Below are 14628 nucleotides of genomic sequence, written 5' to 3'. Positions count from 1 at the left end.
GTCTAGAGCTCCGCGTAGAGTCGGCCGGGGTTGAAGATCCCTTGCGGGTCCAGCTGCGCCTTGAGCCGTTGGTGGTAGTGCAGCAGGGTCGGCGCCAGGGGCTGGAACGGGCTGTCCTGCAGGCCGTGGCTGTAGCAGCTGGCGTGGCCGCCGACGGCGCTGACCGCGGCGCGGATCTCGGCGGCCGTGGCATCGGTCTTCAGCCAGCGCTGGGCGCCGCCCCAGTCCAGCAGTTGTTCGCCGGGCAGGGCCAGCAGCGGCGTGTTGTGCGGCAGCGACAGGCGCCACAGCGGCGGGCCAGGGTCGAAGAACGCCAGTTGCTGTTCATTGAGCAGGCTCCAGTAGCCCGCCTCCAGGGGCTCGCCGCCCAGGCGCTCATGGGCCGCCGCCACCGAGCCTTCGCCGCCCTCCAGGCGCAGGTGCAGGCGCTCGTCGTCATGGCAGGCGGCGCTGATCGGCAGGGGCTGCTGGCCCCATTCGGCCAGTTGCGCGAGGGCGCGCTGGCGGTCCATTTCCAGGCTCAGGCTCAGGCATTGCCGGGGCTTGGGCAGGACTTTCAGCGAGACTTCGGTGATCAGCCCCAGGCAGCCGTAGCTGCCGGCCATCAGCCGCGACAGGTCATAACCGGCGACGTTCTTCATCACCTCGCCGCCAAAGCGCAGGTGCTGGCCGCTGCCGCTGATGATCCGGGTGCCGAGAACGAAATCCCGCACCGCGCCGGCCCAGGGCCGACGCGGCCCGGACAGGCCGCTGGCGAGCATGCCGCCGACGGTGGCGCCGGCGCCGAAGGATGGCGGCTCGCAAGGCAGCATCTGCCCGGCGGCCTCCAGGGTGGCGTGCAACTCGCTGAGCGGGGTGCCGGCTCGGACGCTGATCACCAGCTCGGTGGGGTCGTAGCTGACGATGCCGCGATGGCTGCGGGTGTCGAGGATTTCCCCGGCGCATTCACGGCCGAGAAAGGCCTTGCTGTTGGCGCCCTGGATACGCAGCGGGGTGTTGTTCTGCAGGGCGTCGCGCACCTGCTCCAGCAACGCCTCTACGGCATCGAAGTCGCTGTCCGTGCTCATCAGAAGCGCTCCAGTTCGGGGAAGGGCAGTTGCCCGTGGTGGATGTGCATGGCGCCGAACTCCGCGCAACGCTGCAGGGTCGGGATGTTCTTTCCGGGGTTGAGCAGGCCGTGGGGATCGAAGGCTGCCTTGATGGCGTGGAACAGGTTCAGTTCGTGGTGGTTGAACTGGGCGCACATCTGGTTGATTTTCTCCCGGCCCACACCGTGTTCGCCGGTGATGCTGCCGCCCACCGCCACGCACAGTTCGAGGATCTTGCCGCCCAGGGCCTCGGCCCGTTGCAGCTCGCCGGGCTGGTTGGCGTCGAACAGGATCAGCGGGTGCATGTTGCCGTCGCCGGCATGGAACACGTTGGCCACCCGCAACTGGTGCTCGTCGGCCAGGCGGGCGATGCCCCGCAGCACTTCTGGTAGCTGGCGCCGGGGAATGCTGCCGTCCATGCAGTAGTAGTCCGGCGCCAGGCGCCCCACCGCCGGGAAGGCATTCTTGCGCCCGGCCCAGAAGCGCACGCGCTCGGCTTCGTCGCGGGCCTGGCGCACCTCGCTGGCGCCGGCTCGTTGCAGTACCTGGCGCACCCGCTGGCAGTCGTCGTGGACATCGGCTTCCACGCCGTCCAGTTCGCACAGCAGGATGGCTTCGGCGTCCACCGGGTAACCGGCGTGGATGAAGTCTTCGGCGGCGCGCAGCGCCAGGTTGTCCATCATCTCCAGGCCGCCGGGGATGATCCCCGCGGCAATGATCTCGGCCACCGCGCGGCCGGCGGCTTCCACCGAGTCGAAGGCCGCCAGCAGCACCTTGGCGATCTGCGGCTTGGGCAGCAGCTTGACCGTGACCTCAGTGATCACCCCCAGCAGGCCCTCGGAGCCGGTGAACAGCGCCAGCAGGTCGAAGCCCGGCGAATCCAGGGCCTCGCTGCCCAGGGTCAGGGGCTGGCCGTCGATGCTGAGCATCTCGACCTTGAGCAGGTTGTGCACGGTCAGACCGTATTTCAGGCAGTGCACGCCGCCGGCGTTTTCCGCGACGTTGCCGCCAATCGAGCAGGCGATCTGCGAAGACGGGTCGGGGGCGTAGTACAGGCCAAAGGGCGCGGCGGCCTGGGATATCGCCAGGTTGCGCACCCCGGGCTGGAGCCTGGCACAACGCGCGGCGGGGTCGATCTGCAGGATGTCCTTGAAGCGCGTCATCACCAGCAGCAGGCCATTCTCCAGGGGCAGGGCGCCGCCGGACAGGCCGGTGCCGGCGCCCCGGGCCACTACCGGCACCCGTTGCGCATGGCAGATCTGCAGGATGCGTTGCACCTGATCCAGGTGCCGGGGCAGGGCCACCAGCATCGGCGTGCTGCGGTAGGCGCTGAGGCCGTCGCACTCGTAGGGCTTGAGCTGGGTTGGCTGGTCCAGCAGTTCCAGTTCCGGAAGTTCTTGGCGTAGAGCCTGGATCAGGGCCTGGCGGTCGACTTCGGGCAGGGCGCCGTCGAGGCGTTCGTCGTAGAGCATGGTCATGGCGACTGGGGACCTTGTGTGGTTTTTATCAGGTCGCGACAGCAGCATCAGCGGGCCTGGTGTCCGTCCGTCCGCGCTTGCGCTGGCTGAACCACTTTAGTCGCTCGTGGCCGGGTGAGGGGCGCGGATTGGCCTAACCTTTTTAAGTGCTCGAACCCTGCGCTGCGCGCCGCTGTTTCAGGCGCTGCGCTGTTCGGGTCTCATCAGAAGGCCGTTCACGAGGAACACTGCCATGTCCAATCAAACCTGTGCCTGTCCGGCTTGCACCTGCAAGCTTGGAGCCCATTCGATTGTCCGTCACGGTAAGCACTACTGCTGCCAGGCGTGCGCCGACCATCACGCCCACGGTGAACCTTGCGCTTCCACCGAGGGCTGCAAATGCGCCAAGGGCGCCCACGGTTGACGCGGCTGTGGCGGGTGGAGCCCCAGAGCTCCACCCCCACCGGCAGGGCCTAGACCGAAGGGCGCCAGGTGACGTTCTCGATGCCGAGTTTTTCCGCCATGGGCTTGCTGGTCTTCTTCACCCGTTCACGGCCGAAACGTCCGATCCGACCCACGCCTGCGTCGCAACTGGCCCAGTGCCAGGCCTCGGCGTTGTCCATCTTTTCCTGGCGGATGATGAAGGACTTGGGCGCGCCGTGGAGGGTGTATTCGATGACGAAAAGTTTTGCGTTATTCATAAAGCCGTTATTCCTCCCTGTGATGCCTTAGTGATTCTGGCGTGGCGGAAAAATTCACTCGAATTGTCCCGCCGGGCTACCGACGGTCATCTTCCGAGGCTGCGCTCGCCGCCAGGGTGCCAGGGCCGGGCTGCGGGCTTGAGCCCCGTGTGGATGCGGGCCGCGGCGCCGCTTGGCGGCATCCACGGTGGCTGGTTACCATGGGCGCCCGCCGACTTGCCGCGACCTTGCCATGGCCCTCGCCACACCTCCCGACCTCAGTGACCCCGCGATCCCGGTGCAACCCCTGGCGCGTACGTATCCGCGCGGCTTGTTCATCGAGCCCCATCAGCACGACTGGGGCCAGTTGCTCTACGCCATGAGCGGGGTGATGTGGGTCGAGACACCCCAGGAGGCCCTGGTGGTGCCGCCGCAGCGCGCGGTCTGGCTGCCCCCTGGGGTCAGCCACGGGATTCGCGTGGTCAGCGATTTGCAGATGCGCAATATCTACCTGCGCCCGTCCCTGGCGGCGACCCTGGATCCCGGCGTCCAGGTGTTGCAGGTGGACAACCTGCTGCGCGAGCTCATCGTGCGCCTGGTGGAGCTCGACCCACCGCAGCCGGAGTACTACGAGGCGCTGGTGGGGCTGGCCCTGCTGGAACTGCGCAGGGCCCGCCGCTCGCTGTTGAAGATTGCCCTGCCGGACGCCTCCGACCGGCGCCTGAGCAGCCTGTGCCAGGCGGTGATGGCGGCGCCGTCCCTGGCCATTTCCTTTGAACAGCACGCCGACGCGGCGGGGGCCAGCGTGCGTACCCTGGCACGGCTGTTCAAGGAACAGCTGGGCCTGGGGTTCGCCGAATGGCGGCGGCAGGTGCAACTGGCCACCGCGGCTGCGGAGCTGATCCAGGGCGTACCGGTGAGCCGCATTGCCCGCGAGTTGGGCTATTCCCCCGGCAGTTTCAGCGACATGTTCCGTCGCGAACTGGGTGTCGCGCCTTCCCAGTACGCCGCCGCGAGCCAGGTGTAGCCGCTGTCGCAGGCTGCGAAGACGACGCGAAGATCCAAAGAGCCCACGAGGTGTATCAGGCGGACGCCAGCCAAGCGACCGCCCGGGTTTCGCTTTGGCCGAAATCCTGAAGCACTTGACCGATGCCGCAAGCGCTCGCCACCTAGACTTTGTCGCACACGCCACATCACCCCGGCACGGATGCCACGGCTTCTGGAGCGCGACATGAACTACCTGATTTCCCTGGCCGCCGGTCTGCTGGTCGGCCTGCTGTACGGCGCCTTGCAGGTGCGTTCCCCGGCACCGCCGGCCATTGCCCTGGTGGGCCTGTTGGGCATGCTCGGCGGCGAGCAGTTGTGGCCGCTGGGGCGTCAGCTCTTGAGCAGTTGGCTGTCCTGAACAGGCACTTTTTCTTTCCCCCTGACCCATGGAACCGACAATGAAAGCACTGCAATTTTCCGCAACCGGTGATCTTGCCGCCCTGCAGGTGGTGGACCTTGCCACACCGGCGCCGGGCGCCGGCCAGGTCCTGGTCCGCATCCAGGCCGCGGGCCTCAACCCCAGCGACGTGAAGAACGTGCTTGGGCGCTTTCCCTACACCACGCTGCCGCGGATTCCCGGGCGGGATTTCGCCGGAGTGGTGGAGCAGGGCCCGGCCGAGCTGATCGGTCAGGAGGTTTGGGGCACCGGCAAGGAGCTGGGGTTCTTTGCCGATGGCAGCCATGCCGAATATGTCGTGCTGGCGGCCAAGGGCGTGGCCCGCAAGCCACGGCACCTGAGCTTTGCCCAGGCCGCGAGCCTCGGGGTGCCGTACACCACCGCCTGGGATGCCCTGGAGCGCAGCGGTGTGACCACCGGCACCCGACTGCTGGTGATCGGCGGTGGTGCGGTAGCCACGGCGGCCCTGGCCCTGGCCAAGGTGCGCGGGGCCCGGGTGCTGGCGGCGGCGCGGCGGGCGGAGCAGGTTCAGGCGCTTGAAGCCCAGGGCTACCCGACCCTGCATCTGGAGCAGCCGGAAACCCTGGCGGCCCAGGTGGAGGAGGTGCACCCCGGCGGTGCCGAGGTGATCTTCGACACCACCGGTTTCTGGCTACCGGCCTCGGTGCCGGCCCTGGCCGCCTTTGGCCGCATCGCCATCATTGCCGCGCCGCTGGACGGTCAGGTGCAACTGCCGGCCCTGGCCCTGTACCGCAAGGGCGGCTCGGTGGTGGGCATCAACTCGCTGCTGTACGGGGTCGAGGCGTGCGCGGCGATGCTGGAACAGTTCGGCCGCTACTTCGACGAAGGCCAGTTGCCGCTGCCGGAAGGCTTGGTCGAATCGCCCCTGGAGCAAGGCCTGGAGCGCTACGCCGAAGTGAACCAGGGGCGCGGCGAGAAGGTCATCCTCATCCCCTGAGCACCCACGATGCGCCTGCGCCCCGTAGGAGCTGGCTTGCCAGCGGAGAGGCCCCTGAGACCGCCTTCGCCGGCAAGCCGGCTCCTACGGGGGGTGGGGTTGGGGGTTCAGGCTTCGGGGACGCCTGTTTCCCAGGCCGACCAGTTGTCGAGGATGTCCTGCACCAGTGGGTTGCCGGCTCGATACAGGTTCTCCAGGGCCGGGACAAAGCCACCCTGGTCGGCGTACTTGAGCAGGTTGTCCACTTCGCTGGCCCCCGGCGCCGGGCGGTCGAAGTCGGAGCCGGCGCGCAGCACCGCCAGGCGCTGGATGTCCACCAGGCCCTCGCGGCTGGCCCGCAGCAAGGCTTCGTAGGTGGAGTTGTCTTCCTGCTGGGTGGTGCAGTAGGTGCCTTTGTTGTCGGTCAGCAGGCGGGTCCAGACCTCGGCCCGCTCGCTCAGCCGAGTACCGGAAAACCAGGTGTTGCCCGCCAGGGTGTCGCAGCGGGTCACCACCGGCGGCTGGTTGGCCGGGGCCTTGGGGTATTTCAGGCGCCAGGCCGCCGATTCCTTGCTCTCGCTCAAGCTCACCTTATGACTCAGGGCGAAGGCCTTGGCCTGGAGCTTGGGGTTCAGTTCGAAGACCTCGGTCTTGTAGTCCAGGGGCGGCTTTTCATCCGGGCTCTTGGTGTTGATCCCCAGGTAGCCGGTAGGCCAGCCCTTGGGCGCATCCCGCGAATCGATTTCCCACTGGGTGCCGAATTCCACCAGGTAATGGGCCCAGGCCGCTGTGCCGATAGTGCCGTGGTGCGGGCTGATGCCGGCGATCCCGGCAATCAGGAAATAGCTTTTACGCAGGTCGAACTTCGGCGACAGGGCCAGCGCCAGGGTCGAGGCCGCGGCATTGGTCTGGCCCATGCCGGTGGTCAGCAGACACACCTCCCGGTCGTTGCAACGAATCACCGGATACTCCGCCGCCAGCCCTGGCAGGCGGATCTCACGCTTGAGCTCCAGGCGCTCGATCCAGTGCTGCGCTTCCGGCGCGAACATGCTGATCAGCACCACCTTGGGCCTGATCGGCGCCTCATTGGCCCAAGCACCGCTGACCATCAGCGCGCCCAAACCCAATACCCACGAACCCTTTTTAATCCCACGCATACAACCTCCATGACTGCCGTTAACCGGCGCTTATCCTGCCTGATACAGATGGCAATTCATCGCACTGCTCTGACTTGCCGCTTGTAGCTTGCCGCTTGCAACTGCTCCTAGAACTGATAGCCGACCCCGGCGTAATAGCCCCAGCCATTGGAGCGGGCGCGGAACTCGCCATCGCCGAAGTTCAGCACGCTGCCGTCCTCCCAGTTGCCGCCGTTGTGAAAGTAGCGGCCCACCAGGGTGAAGCGCAGGTGGGTGAAGGAATACAGCAGCACGTTGGTGGCCACCGTGGCATTGGCGGTGCGCGCCGGGTTGTCCTTGTGCAGGTCGGAGCCGAAATCGAAATTGGTGAAGCCGATGTAGGTCAGCGAGGCGCCGTTGCTGAAGGTGTCGATGGGCACGATGTACTTCAGTTGGGCGCGGTAGCCGTCCCAGGAGTACTCATTGCTGGCGCCATAGTTTTCCCACTGGTAGCGGCCGTAGAAGTTGGCCGAGAGGCTGACCCGCGAATGGGTGTCGATGTCGGTGCCCAGGCCGCTGTACAGGGTATTGGCCCGGTTGGCGGTGCGGCTGCCGTGGTCGTAGATCCAGTCGAAGGCCACGTACCACTCCTTGAACGGACCGATGGCCAGGCTGCGGCCGGCCAGGTAGTCGATGGAGATCCGCGGCTCATGCTCCATGAACAGCGGCGAGCCGTGGTCCCAGATGCCCTTGTCGTGGCTGTTGCCGATGTCGAGGATCTTCGGCAGGTCGATGTAGCCATATAGCTCGAAGGGGCCCTTGCGCCCGAAGTATTCGTATTCCAGGTAGACGTCGTCCGCCGGACGCGGGCCGAAGCTGATGTCCTTGCTGCCGATCAGCATCAGGTCCTGGTTGTACCAGTCGGAGAGGTAGGCCCCGGGCTTGGCCGGCTGTACGTCGCTGCTGAGGCTTTCGCCCTGGGCCGACTCGTCCGGCGGGGGCGATTGGGCCAGCGCGGTGCTGCTGAGTAGACCCGTAACGCCGGCCAGCCCGAGGGAAACAGCCCATCGGCGACGGAAAACGAAACGCGGGAAGCGGTTGTGCATGGAAAGTCCCTGTTCTTGCGGTGTGAAGTCCCTGATGTCCGCTCTCGCGCATGGCGGTGGCGAACACCCACAAAATTGCAACCCGCAAACGTTTGCACATGACGTACCAACTTGAAATAGGCAGTTGAAAAACAACCGGAAACGCCTCGGAAGATGGTGCTCCAGTAAAAAAAGTGCCCGGGCAGGGGGTGGTGTGCGCAAAAGCGGGGCGCTGCTAAAGTCCGGCGCTGGATTTTTCTGCTGAGGTGGAGCACGGCTTTGCATAAAGTCTTGCTGGAGTTGGAAACCAGCCTGCAACAGGCGGAGGTTCGTGGCGATCGCCAGGTGCTGGACGCCTTGCTGGCCGACGACTTTTTCGAGTTCGGTGCCAGTGGCGGGCGCTGGAACAAGGCCCAGGTGCTGCAAAGCCTGCCCCAGCAGGTGTTTATCGAGCGCCGTATCAGTGAGTTTTCGCTGCTGCCTCTGGCGCCCGATCTGGCCCAGGTCACCTACCTGTGCAATAACGCCGCAGCTGGCGGACGCGCGGCCAGCAGCGCCTGGCGCAGTTCGCTGTGGCGCTGCCGCGAAGGGCGCTGGCAGATGCTGTTCCACCAGGGCACACCTCGGCCCAGTGCCTGAGGGCTCTGCTAGAATCCCGGTCCCAGACTTGACGAGGTGCCCCATGAGCGAGCCGATTCGCCTGACCCAGTACAGCCACGGAGCCGGCTGCGGCTGCAAGATTTCCCCCCAGGTACTGGAGGTGATCCTGGCCGGCAGCGGGGCACAGAACCTCGACCCCAAGCTGTGGGTCGGCAACGCCTCGCGCGATGACGCGGCGGTCTACGCCATTGATGAAGAACGCGGGGTGGTCTCCACCACCGACTTTTTCATGCCCATCGTCGACGACCCCTTCGACTTCGGCCGCATCGCCGCCACCAACGCCATCAGCGATATCTACGCCATGGGCGGCGATCCGCTGATGGCCATCGCCATTCTCGGCTGGCCGGTGAACGTGCTGGCCCCGGAAATCGCCCGGGAAGTGATCCGTGGCGGCCGTGCGGTGTGCGACGCGGCGGGCATTCCCCTGGCCGGCGGCCATTCCATCGACGCGCCGGAGCCGATCTTCGGCCTGGCGGTGACCGGGCTGGTGGAAAAACGCTTCATGAAGCGCAACGACACCGCCACCGCCGGTTGCCTGCTGTACCTGACCAAACCCCTGGGGATCGGCGTGCTCACCACCGCCGAGAAAAAGGGCAAGCTGCGCGACGCCGACATCGGCCTGGCCCGCGATTGGATGTGCACCCTGAACAAGCCCGGCGCGCGTTTTGGCAAGCTCGAAGGGGTGACCGCGATGACCGATGTCACCGGTTTCGGCCTGCTCGGGCATCTGGTGGAAATGGCCGACGGCAGCGGCCTCACCGCACAGATTCACTACGACCGCGTGCCGCGCCTGCCGGGGGTCGAGTACTACCTGGACCAGGGCTGTGTGCCCGGCGGCACCTTGCGCAACTACAGCAGCTACGCCGAGAAAATCGGCCGAATCCAGGAGCTGCACAAACGCGTGCTCTGCGACCCACAGACCAGCGGCGGCCTGCTGGTGGCGGTGACGCCTGAAGGCAATGCCGAGTTCCTCGCCCTGGCGGCGGAGCTGGGCCTGGAACTGGCGCCGATTGGCGAGCTGGTAGAGCGACAGAGTCACGCGGTCGAGGTGTTCTGATGTCCGTGGACTGCACCGATTACCGCGAGATCTTCCTCAACGACCGGCCGATGATGGACACCCGGGCGCCGATCGAATTCATCAAGGGCGCCTTTCCCGGGGTGCTCAACCTGCCGCTGATGACCGACCAGGAACGCCAGCGGGTCGGCACCTGCTACAAGCAGCAGGGCCAGCAGGCGGCCATCGTGCTTGGGCATCAACTGGTGTCCGGCGACATCAAGGCCCAGCGCGTCCAGGCCTGGGCCGAGTTTGCCAAGGCCCATCCCGATGGCCTGCTGTACTGCTTCCGTGGCGGCCTGCGCTCGCAGATCGTCCAGCAATGGCTCAAGGAAGCAGGCATCGACTACCCGCGAGTCGGCGGCGGCTACAAGGCCATGCGCAGCTTCCTGCTGGACACCACCGAACAGGCGGTGCAGCAGTGCGATTTCGTCCTGCTGGGGGGCATGACCGGCACCGGCAAGACCGAACTCCTGGGCCAACTGGACAACGCCCTGGACCTGGAAGGCCACGCCAACCATCGCGGCTCCAGCTTTGGCCGCCGCGCCACCGGGCAGCCGAGCAACATCGATTTTGAAAACCGCCTGGCGGTGGACCTGCTGAAAAAGCGCCATCGCGGGGTGCGGGCTTTTGTCCTCGAAGACGAGAACCGCATGATCGGCAGCTGCGCCTTGCCCTTGTCGCTGCACCAGGGCATGCAGGGGTTCCCCATGGTCTGGCTGGAAGACAGCCTGGCCAACCGGGTGCAGCGCATCCTCGACGACTACGTGGTTAACCTCTGCGCCGAGTTCGTTGCGGTGCACGGCGAAGAAGGTTTCGCCCTGTTTGCCGAACGCCTGCTGGAAAGCCTGAACAAGATCCACAAGCGCCTGGGGGGCGAGCGTCACCAGCGCCTGTTGCTGCTGATGGAAGCGGCCCTGGCCGAACAGCTGCGCAGCGGCGACGTGGAACTGCATCGGGCCTGGATCGAAGGCCTTCTGGGTGAATACTACGACCCGATGTACGCCTACCAGCGCGAGAGCAAGGGCGCGCGCATCGAATTCGTGGGCGACCACGCCGCCGTGCTCGATTACCTGCGCCAGCGCCAGCCGCCATCGCGCTAGCGCTCAATCAACCGCGCGCTCGCAGCACCCGAGCGCGCGGTATTCGCAGGCGTCAGCCGGCAGGGCGTGGACGGTCGAGCAAGGCCTCGACCACGGCCCGGGCCATTTCCACGGAATGCACCATGGACCAGATCAGGCCGCGTTCGATGCCGCTGGCGCGCTCGGTGATTTCATCGGACACCTCCTCGGCGCACTTGAGCAGCAGGGCGACGTGCAGCAGGGCCTCTTCGGCATTGACCCCAGCTTGCACGCTGAACAGGGCATTGCCCTGGGCATCGCGCAGGCCGAACGGGCGGGCCTGGGTAGGTTTCAGTGCGGCGAGCAGGTTGGCGTTGGCGCGATCCAGCTCGGGATCGCGTAGTGGGCGGGGTGGATCGGGGACGAGCTTTTTCATTGGGGTACCTACGACTCTAAGGTTAAGTAGAGCCGCCGGTCTCGCTTCCACACGAGAGGGTGGCAGCCGTGCGTGGGTGTGGAAGACCGGGGAGTCTTTTGGTACCCAAAACCCGGCGCACCCGAAGGTGCCCCACGCATGGCCGCCATAACACGTATCCGCAGGCGCAAAGCGTCGGCAGGCGCGTTGAAGCGTTGTACCTATGACCCTTCCGGACTTCCACATCCGAGTCGCTCATGGTGCAGCGACCGGGGGAGACTGCCTGACGAAAACCAAGGGCACAAGCCGCTCAAAGGCGTTGGCGATTCTCTCGGACAAGCCTTACAAAACAAAGCGAAAACTCTGGTTTCGGGAGCGGCATTCCCTGACCAATGTGTTTCAAGACAATAAACAGGGTTCTACAGCACCGCCGCACCAATCAGGCCGCAGACAATCCCCACCAGCATGGTCAGCACGGCCACGGTCACCAGCACCCGGGCATCGAAGTCTTTGCGCAGCATCAGCAGCGACGGCAGGCTGATGCTCGGCAGGGTCATCAGCAGGGCCACTGCCGGCCCGGTGCCCAGGCCCAGGGTCATCATGGTCTGGACGATGGGGATTTCCGCCGCCGTCGGGATCACGAACAGGGTTCCGGCAATCGCCAGAGGCACCAGCCACCACAGGCTGTCGCCCATGGCGCCGTCGATGTGCGGGAACAGCCAGACCCGCGCCGCGCCCAGCGCCAGCACGGCGAGGATGTAGATCGGGATGGTGCTCCAGAACAACTGCCACAAGGTCTTGCCCCAGCGCAGCAGGAACGGCTGATCGTTCAGCGTGCTGGCTTCAACCACCGCGTCCACCGCAGCTTCCGGCAGTTTTTCCGGGCCGGCGATGCGTTGTGCGATCAGCGACACGCCCAGCACCAGGACGATGCCCGCCACCAGGCGCAAGGCGGAAAAGCCCCAGCCCAAAACAAAGCCCATGAACACCAGGGTCGCCGGGTTGAGCACCGGGTTGGCGATCCAGAACGCCAGCGCCGCGCCCACCGAGACCTTCTGCCGGCGCAGACCCGCCGCCACCGGCGCGGCGCAGCAGGAACACATCATGCCCGGCAAGGCGAACAGCCCGCCGCGCAGGGTCGAGCCGAAGCCGGCGCGGCCGAACAGGCGCAGCAGCCAATCCCGGGGGATCAGCACCTGCAGCAAGGAACCCAAGATCACCGCCAGCACCGCCGCCTTCCAGATGGCCAGGAAGTACACCTGGGAATAGGCCAGGGCCGCGCTCCAGGGCGAGCTTTGCTGGTCGTTGAGGATCGACGCGCCAATGCTGTGGCTGTCGGCGGCGACAAAGGCCTTGAGGTAGTAGGGCGACCACTTCACGTAATACAGGCCGACCGCGGCGATGATCAGGAACAGCAGGGGTTTGCACCAGAACGCCCAGCCGCGAGCGGGCTGGGTGGGGGCGAGGTTGGACATGAAGGGAATTCCGCACAAAGACAATAAGCGCGAATTGTAGCCGCTGGCGCCGGCGCGCCGCGAACCGATGAGCACTTCTCAACCTGCGACATGCGCCTGTAGCCGCTGGCGACCTCCTGTCGAATACCTGATGGCCTTAAGAGCGCCGCGTCTGCTGCACAGCCGTTCGCAGCCTGCGGCAGCGGCTACAGGGGCGGAGGGCGGGTGTAGTCCGGAACCTTCAGCTCGGGCAATCCTGCTCGCGGTTGTCCAGGCCTTGCTTGTAGCTCTGGCTGTGCAGGCTGGCCTTGCCGTTGCGCCAGGTCAGGGTCAGCACGTACAGCGAGTCGAAGTCGTTGGAGGCCCAGTCTTCGGTGATCGGGCGCTTCTGGCCCACGGCCTGGGCGGCGACCTTGTTGATCAGCTCCGGCAGGTAACCGTGGGACCAGGCGGTGTAGATGGTCGCGTTGTGGTAGCGGTCGTGCAGTAGCTCGTCCGCCAGGTCGCTGGTGTCGTTGGCGGCAAAGTCGATGTTCACCGGCAGGCCGAGCTTGATCGCGCTGGGGCTGATGGTCATCAACGGACGGATATAGCTGTAGGAATTGTCCTGCTCGCCTTCCTCGACATTGCGCGTCGGGTCGGCGGCGAACACGTACTGCGCCTTGCCGAATTTTTCCGGCAGCAACGTGGCCAGGTCGAGGGCCCGGTTCAGGCCCTGGCAGTTGAGCTGGCCGAGGCCGCCGGCGGGCTTTTCCGCGTGGCGCAGGAACACCAGGGTCTGGGTGCCGTCCGCCGGTTGTGCACGGCTGGCGCTGGATTCCAGGGACAAGACGCTGCCCAGCAACACGGCCGGGAGCAGCAGGTAGGCGCGGTTCTTGAGATGGCGTAACAGGGGCATGGCGAGCTTCTTCAGCGCAAGGGTGGAGGCTGACAAACCTGTGTATTCCCTGTCATCACGGCCGGTGAAGGCAGTGCTTCTGAGTCCTTGGACGGCGTTTGGTTCGATGCAGCGCCAGACTAACCACGGTGTGTTGCCGATTTAAGAAAACCCGGCGGATAATCCTCGACCGTTGCCTTGTGTGGCGCCCCCCTTTGACTGTCATTGGAAGCCTGTCATGACCGATCTTTCCGCTTTTGCCGTTACCCAGAAATGGCCTGCGCAATTCCCCGAATGGATTCAGCTGTACTCCCTGCCGACCCCCAACGGGGTCAAGGTCTCGATCATGCTTGAAGAGATCGGCCTGCCTTATGAAGCGCACCGCGTCAGCTTCGAGACCCAGGACCAGATGACCCCGGAGTTCCTCAGCGTCAGCCCGAACAACAAGATCCCGGCGATTCTCGATCCCCACGGCCCGGGCGATCAGCCGCTGGCGCTGTTCGAGTCGGGGGCGATCCTGATCTACCTGGCGGACAAGAGCGGGCAACTGCTGGCCCAGGAGTCGGCGGCGCGTTATGAAACCCTGCAGTGGCTGATGTTCCAGATGGGCGGCATCGGGCCGATGTTCGGGCAGGTGGGGTTCTTCCACAAATTCGCCGGCAAGGAATACGAGGACAAGCGGCCGCTGGAGCGTTACGTGAACGAGGCCAAGCGGTTGCTGGGAGTGCTGGACAAGCATCTGGTGGGGCGCGAGTGGATCATGGGCGAGCGCTACACCATTGCCGATATTGCGACCTTTCCGTGGATTCGCAATTTGCTCGGGTTTTATGAGGCGGGCGGGTTGGTGGGGATTGATAGCTTCCCAGAGGTGCAGCGGGTGCTGGCCAAGTTTGTGGCGCGGCCGGCGGTGATTCGTGGGTTGGAGATTCCCAAGGTTGGTTGAGGTGGTTTTTTAAGGGGGGGCGCGAAGGGGGGTACATATCCGGTGCTGCGGTAACGGCTGCTTAGGGTTTCGCCCTTACGGCGAGTCCCTTTTGTCAAACGCCGGAGTGCCGGCCCAGCAAAAAGTAAGCAAAAACGCTTGCCCCTCCATGGGCCCCTCGCTCCGGCTGGGAAGGGGCCTGAAGATCAAGGGCAAGAGCCAAGCGCGTTTACGCGCTACCTGTAGGAGCCGGCTTGCCGGCGAAGAGGCCCGCAAGACATGCAGCGCCCTGGAGGACGCCTTCGCTGGCAAGCCAGCTCCTACGGGAGGTGGGGGAGGTACTCCCCATTTCATCCTCAGGCCGGCAGTGCGGCGGCCC

General features: G+C 65.6%; 16 protein-coding genes. 8 read left to right on the top strand and 8 right to left on the bottom strand.

The features are described 5' to 3' along the window. Nucleotides 1-2 precede the first annotated feature (2 nt). Together glcE and glcD are read right to left on the bottom strand one after the other, a co-directional pair. Nucleotides 3-1067, bottom strand: coding sequence for a glycolate oxidase subunit GlcE (gene glcE / locus BLV47_RS18415; protein ID WP_092315910.1), 1065 nt, complete (start codon nt 1065-1067; stop codon nt 3-5). Further along, entirely contained in the window at nt 1067-2566 is a 1500-nt protein-coding gene (glcD, locus tag BLV47_RS18410) for a glycolate oxidase subunit GlcD (protein ID WP_092315908.1), read from the bottom strand. Before glcD ends, glcE begins: the two co-directional genes overlap by 1 nt. A 232-nt stretch (nt 2567-2798) precedes the next feature. Between glcD and BLV47_RS18405 the strand changes: the two genes are divergently transcribed. Further along, nucleotides 2799-2969, top strand: coding sequence for a metallothionein (locus BLV47_RS18405; protein WP_016965497.1), 171 nt, complete (start codon nt 2799-2801; stop codon nt 2967-2969). A 49-nt stretch (nt 2970-3018) separates the two neighbouring features. Here BLV47_RS18405 and BLV47_RS18400 read toward each other — a convergent pair whose 3' ends face one another. Then, on the bottom strand, nt 3019-3246 hold the full coding sequence (locus BLV47_RS18400) for a DUF6555 family protein (RefSeq protein ID WP_092315906.1): 228 nt from the start codon (nt 3244-3246) through the stop codon (nt 3019-3021). A 232-nt stretch (nt 3247-3478) separates the two neighbouring features. Here BLV47_RS18400 and BLV47_RS18395 point away from each other — a divergent pair, with 232 nt between their 5' ends. The 3 genes from BLV47_RS18395 (at nt 3479) to BLV47_RS18385 (ending at nt 5627) form a co-directional block, all read left to right on the top strand. Next, nucleotides 3479-4252: an AraC family transcriptional regulator gene (locus tag BLV47_RS18395; protein WP_092315904.1), complete on the top strand. Its 774-nt coding sequence runs from the start codon at nt 3479-3481 to the stop codon at nt 4250-4252. 204 nt (nt 4253-4456) lie between these two features. Next, nucleotides 4457-4630: a DUF1427 family protein gene (locus BLV47_RS18390; protein WP_016965498.1), complete on the top strand. Its 174-nt coding sequence runs from the start codon at nt 4457-4459 to the stop codon at nt 4628-4630. Between the two features lie 40 nt (nt 4631-4670). Beyond that, nucleotides 4671-5627: a quinone oxidoreductase family protein gene (locus BLV47_RS18385; RefSeq protein ID WP_092315902.1), complete on the top strand. Its 957-nt coding sequence runs from the start codon at nt 4671-4673 to the stop codon at nt 5625-5627. A gap of 107 nt (nt 5628-5734) precedes the next feature. Here the strand turns inward: BLV47_RS18385 and BLV47_RS18380 are convergent, their stop codons facing one another. Further along, nucleotides 5735-6763 carry a purine-nucleoside phosphorylase gene (locus BLV47_RS18380; RefSeq protein WP_092315900.1) on the bottom strand — a complete coding sequence of 343 codons (1029 nt, stop codon included), beginning with the start codon at nt 6761-6763 and terminating at the stop codon, nt 5735-5737. Between the two features lie 107 nt (nt 6764-6870). Continuing rightward, nucleotides 6871-7827 (bottom strand): nucleoside-specific channel-forming protein Tsx, encoded by a 957-nt coding sequence (locus BLV47_RS18375; protein ID WP_092315898.1) that lies wholly within the window; start codon nt 7825-7827, stop codon nt 6871-6873. A gap of 258 nt (nt 7828-8085) precedes the next feature. On the opposite strand from BLV47_RS18375, the gene BLV47_RS18370 reads away from it, so the two are divergent. The 3 genes from BLV47_RS18370 to mnmH are packed head-to-tail and all read left to right on the top strand — an operon-like array spanning nt 8086 to nt 10623. Continuing rightward, complete coding sequence (locus tag BLV47_RS18370; RefSeq protein ID WP_092315896.1) at nt 8086-8445, top strand: nuclear transport factor 2 family protein; 360 nt, start codon at nt 8086-8088, stop codon at nt 8443-8445. A gap of 43 nt (nt 8446-8488) precedes the next feature. Continuing rightward, nucleotides 8489-9523 carry a selenide, water dikinase SelD gene (gene selD / locus BLV47_RS18365; RefSeq protein WP_092315894.1) on the top strand — a complete coding sequence of 345 codons (1035 nt, stop codon included), beginning with the start codon at nt 8489-8491 and terminating at the stop codon, nt 9521-9523. Next, a complete protein-coding gene (gene mnmH, locus BLV47_RS18360; RefSeq protein ID WP_092315892.1) occupies nt 9523-10623 on the top strand; it encodes a tRNA 2-selenouridine(34) synthase MnmH in 1101 nt (366 codons plus the stop codon). The genes selD and mnmH overlap by 1 nt, the downstream gene beginning before the upstream one ends. A 52-nt stretch (nt 10624-10675) precedes the next feature. Here the strand turns inward: mnmH and BLV47_RS18355 are convergent, their stop codons facing one another. The 3 genes from BLV47_RS18355 to BLV47_RS18340 form a co-directional block, all read right to left on the bottom strand. After that, on the bottom strand, nt 10676-11017 hold the full coding sequence (locus BLV47_RS18355; RefSeq protein WP_092315890.1) for a DUF6124 family protein: 342 nt from the start codon (nt 11015-11017) through the stop codon (nt 10676-10678). A 398-nt stretch (nt 11018-11415) separates the two neighbouring features. Beyond that, nucleotides 11416-12471 (bottom strand): permease, encoded by a 1056-nt coding sequence (locus BLV47_RS18345; RefSeq protein WP_092315888.1) that lies wholly within the window; start codon nt 12469-12471, stop codon nt 11416-11418. Between the two features lie 220 nt (nt 12472-12691). After that, nucleotides 12692-13348, bottom strand: coding sequence for a histidine phosphatase family protein (locus BLV47_RS18340; protein WP_092315886.1), 657 nt, complete (start codon nt 13346-13348; stop codon nt 12692-12694). A 217-nt stretch (nt 13349-13565) separates the two neighbouring features. Between BLV47_RS18340 and BLV47_RS18335 the strand changes: the two genes are divergently transcribed. Further along, nucleotides 13566-14270, top strand: coding sequence for a glutathione binding-like protein (locus tag BLV47_RS18335; RefSeq protein ID WP_092315884.1), 705 nt, complete (start codon nt 13566-13568; stop codon nt 14268-14270). The last annotated feature ends 358 nt before the right edge of the window (nt 14271-14628 follow it).

This window comes from Pseudomonas saponiphila (assembly GCF_900105185.1).
Classification (GTDB): domain Bacteria; phylum Pseudomonadota; class Gammaproteobacteria; order Pseudomonadales; family Pseudomonadaceae; genus Aquipseudomonas; species Aquipseudomonas saponiphila.
Note: the sequence above shows the minus strand (reverse complement) of the source record. Positions and strands in the feature narration are given on the sequence as shown.

What these genes read in the sequence shown, in the direction of transcription:
- BLV47_RS18375 (WP_092315898.1), bottom strand. Translation starts at nt 7,827, where the DNA reads ATGCACAACCGCTTCCCGCGTTTCGTTTTCCGTCGCCGATGGGCTGTT.
- BLV47_RS18355 (WP_092315890.1), bottom strand. Translation starts at nt 11,017, where the DNA reads ATGAAAAAGCTCGTCCCCGATCCACCCCGCCCACTACGCGATCCCGAG.
- BLV47_RS18340 (WP_092315886.1), bottom strand. Translation starts at nt 13,348, where the DNA reads ATGCCCCTGTTACGCCATCTCAAGAACCGCGCCTACCTGCTGCTCCCG.
- BLV47_RS18390 (WP_016965498.1), top strand. Translation starts at nt 4,457, where the DNA reads ATGAACTACCTGATTTCCCTGGCCGCCGGTCTGCTGGTCGGCCTGCTG.
- selD (WP_092315894.1), top strand. Translation starts at nt 8,489, where the DNA reads ATGAGCGAGCCGATTCGCCTGACCCAGTACAGCCACGGAGCCGGCTGC.
- BLV47_RS18335 (WP_092315884.1), top strand. Translation starts at nt 13,566, where the DNA reads ATGACCGATCTTTCCGCTTTTGCCGTTACCCAGAAATGGCCTGCGCAA.
- BLV47_RS18345 (WP_092315888.1), bottom strand. Translation starts at nt 12,471, where the DNA reads ATGTCCAACCTCGCCCCCACCCAGCCCGCTCGCGGCTGGGCGTTCTGG.
- glcD (WP_092315908.1), bottom strand. Translation starts at nt 2,566, where the DNA reads ATGACCATGCTCTACGACGAACGCCTCGACGGCGCCCTGCCCGAAGTC.
- mnmH (WP_092315892.1), top strand. Translation starts at nt 9,523, where the DNA reads ATGTCCGTGGACTGCACCGATTACCGCGAGATCTTCCTCAACGACCGG.
- BLV47_RS18400 (WP_092315906.1), bottom strand. Translation starts at nt 3,246, where the DNA reads ATGAATAACGCAAAACTTTTCGTCATCGAATACACCCTCCACGGCGCG.
- glcE (WP_092315910.1), bottom strand. Translation starts at nt 1,067, where the DNA reads ATGAGCACGGACAGCGACTTCGATGCCGTAGAGGCGTTGCTGGAGCAG.
- BLV47_RS18405 (WP_016965497.1), top strand. Translation starts at nt 2,799, where the DNA reads ATGTCCAATCAAACCTGTGCCTGTCCGGCTTGCACCTGCAAGCTTGGA.
- BLV47_RS18385 (WP_092315902.1), top strand. Translation starts at nt 4,671, where the DNA reads ATGAAAGCACTGCAATTTTCCGCAACCGGTGATCTTGCCGCCCTGCAG.
- BLV47_RS18380 (WP_092315900.1), bottom strand. Translation starts at nt 6,763, where the DNA reads ATGCGTGGGATTAAAAAGGGTTCGTGGGTATTGGGTTTGGGCGCGCTG.
- BLV47_RS18395 (WP_092315904.1), top strand. Translation starts at nt 3,479, where the DNA reads ATGGCCCTCGCCACACCTCCCGACCTCAGTGACCCCGCGATCCCGGTG.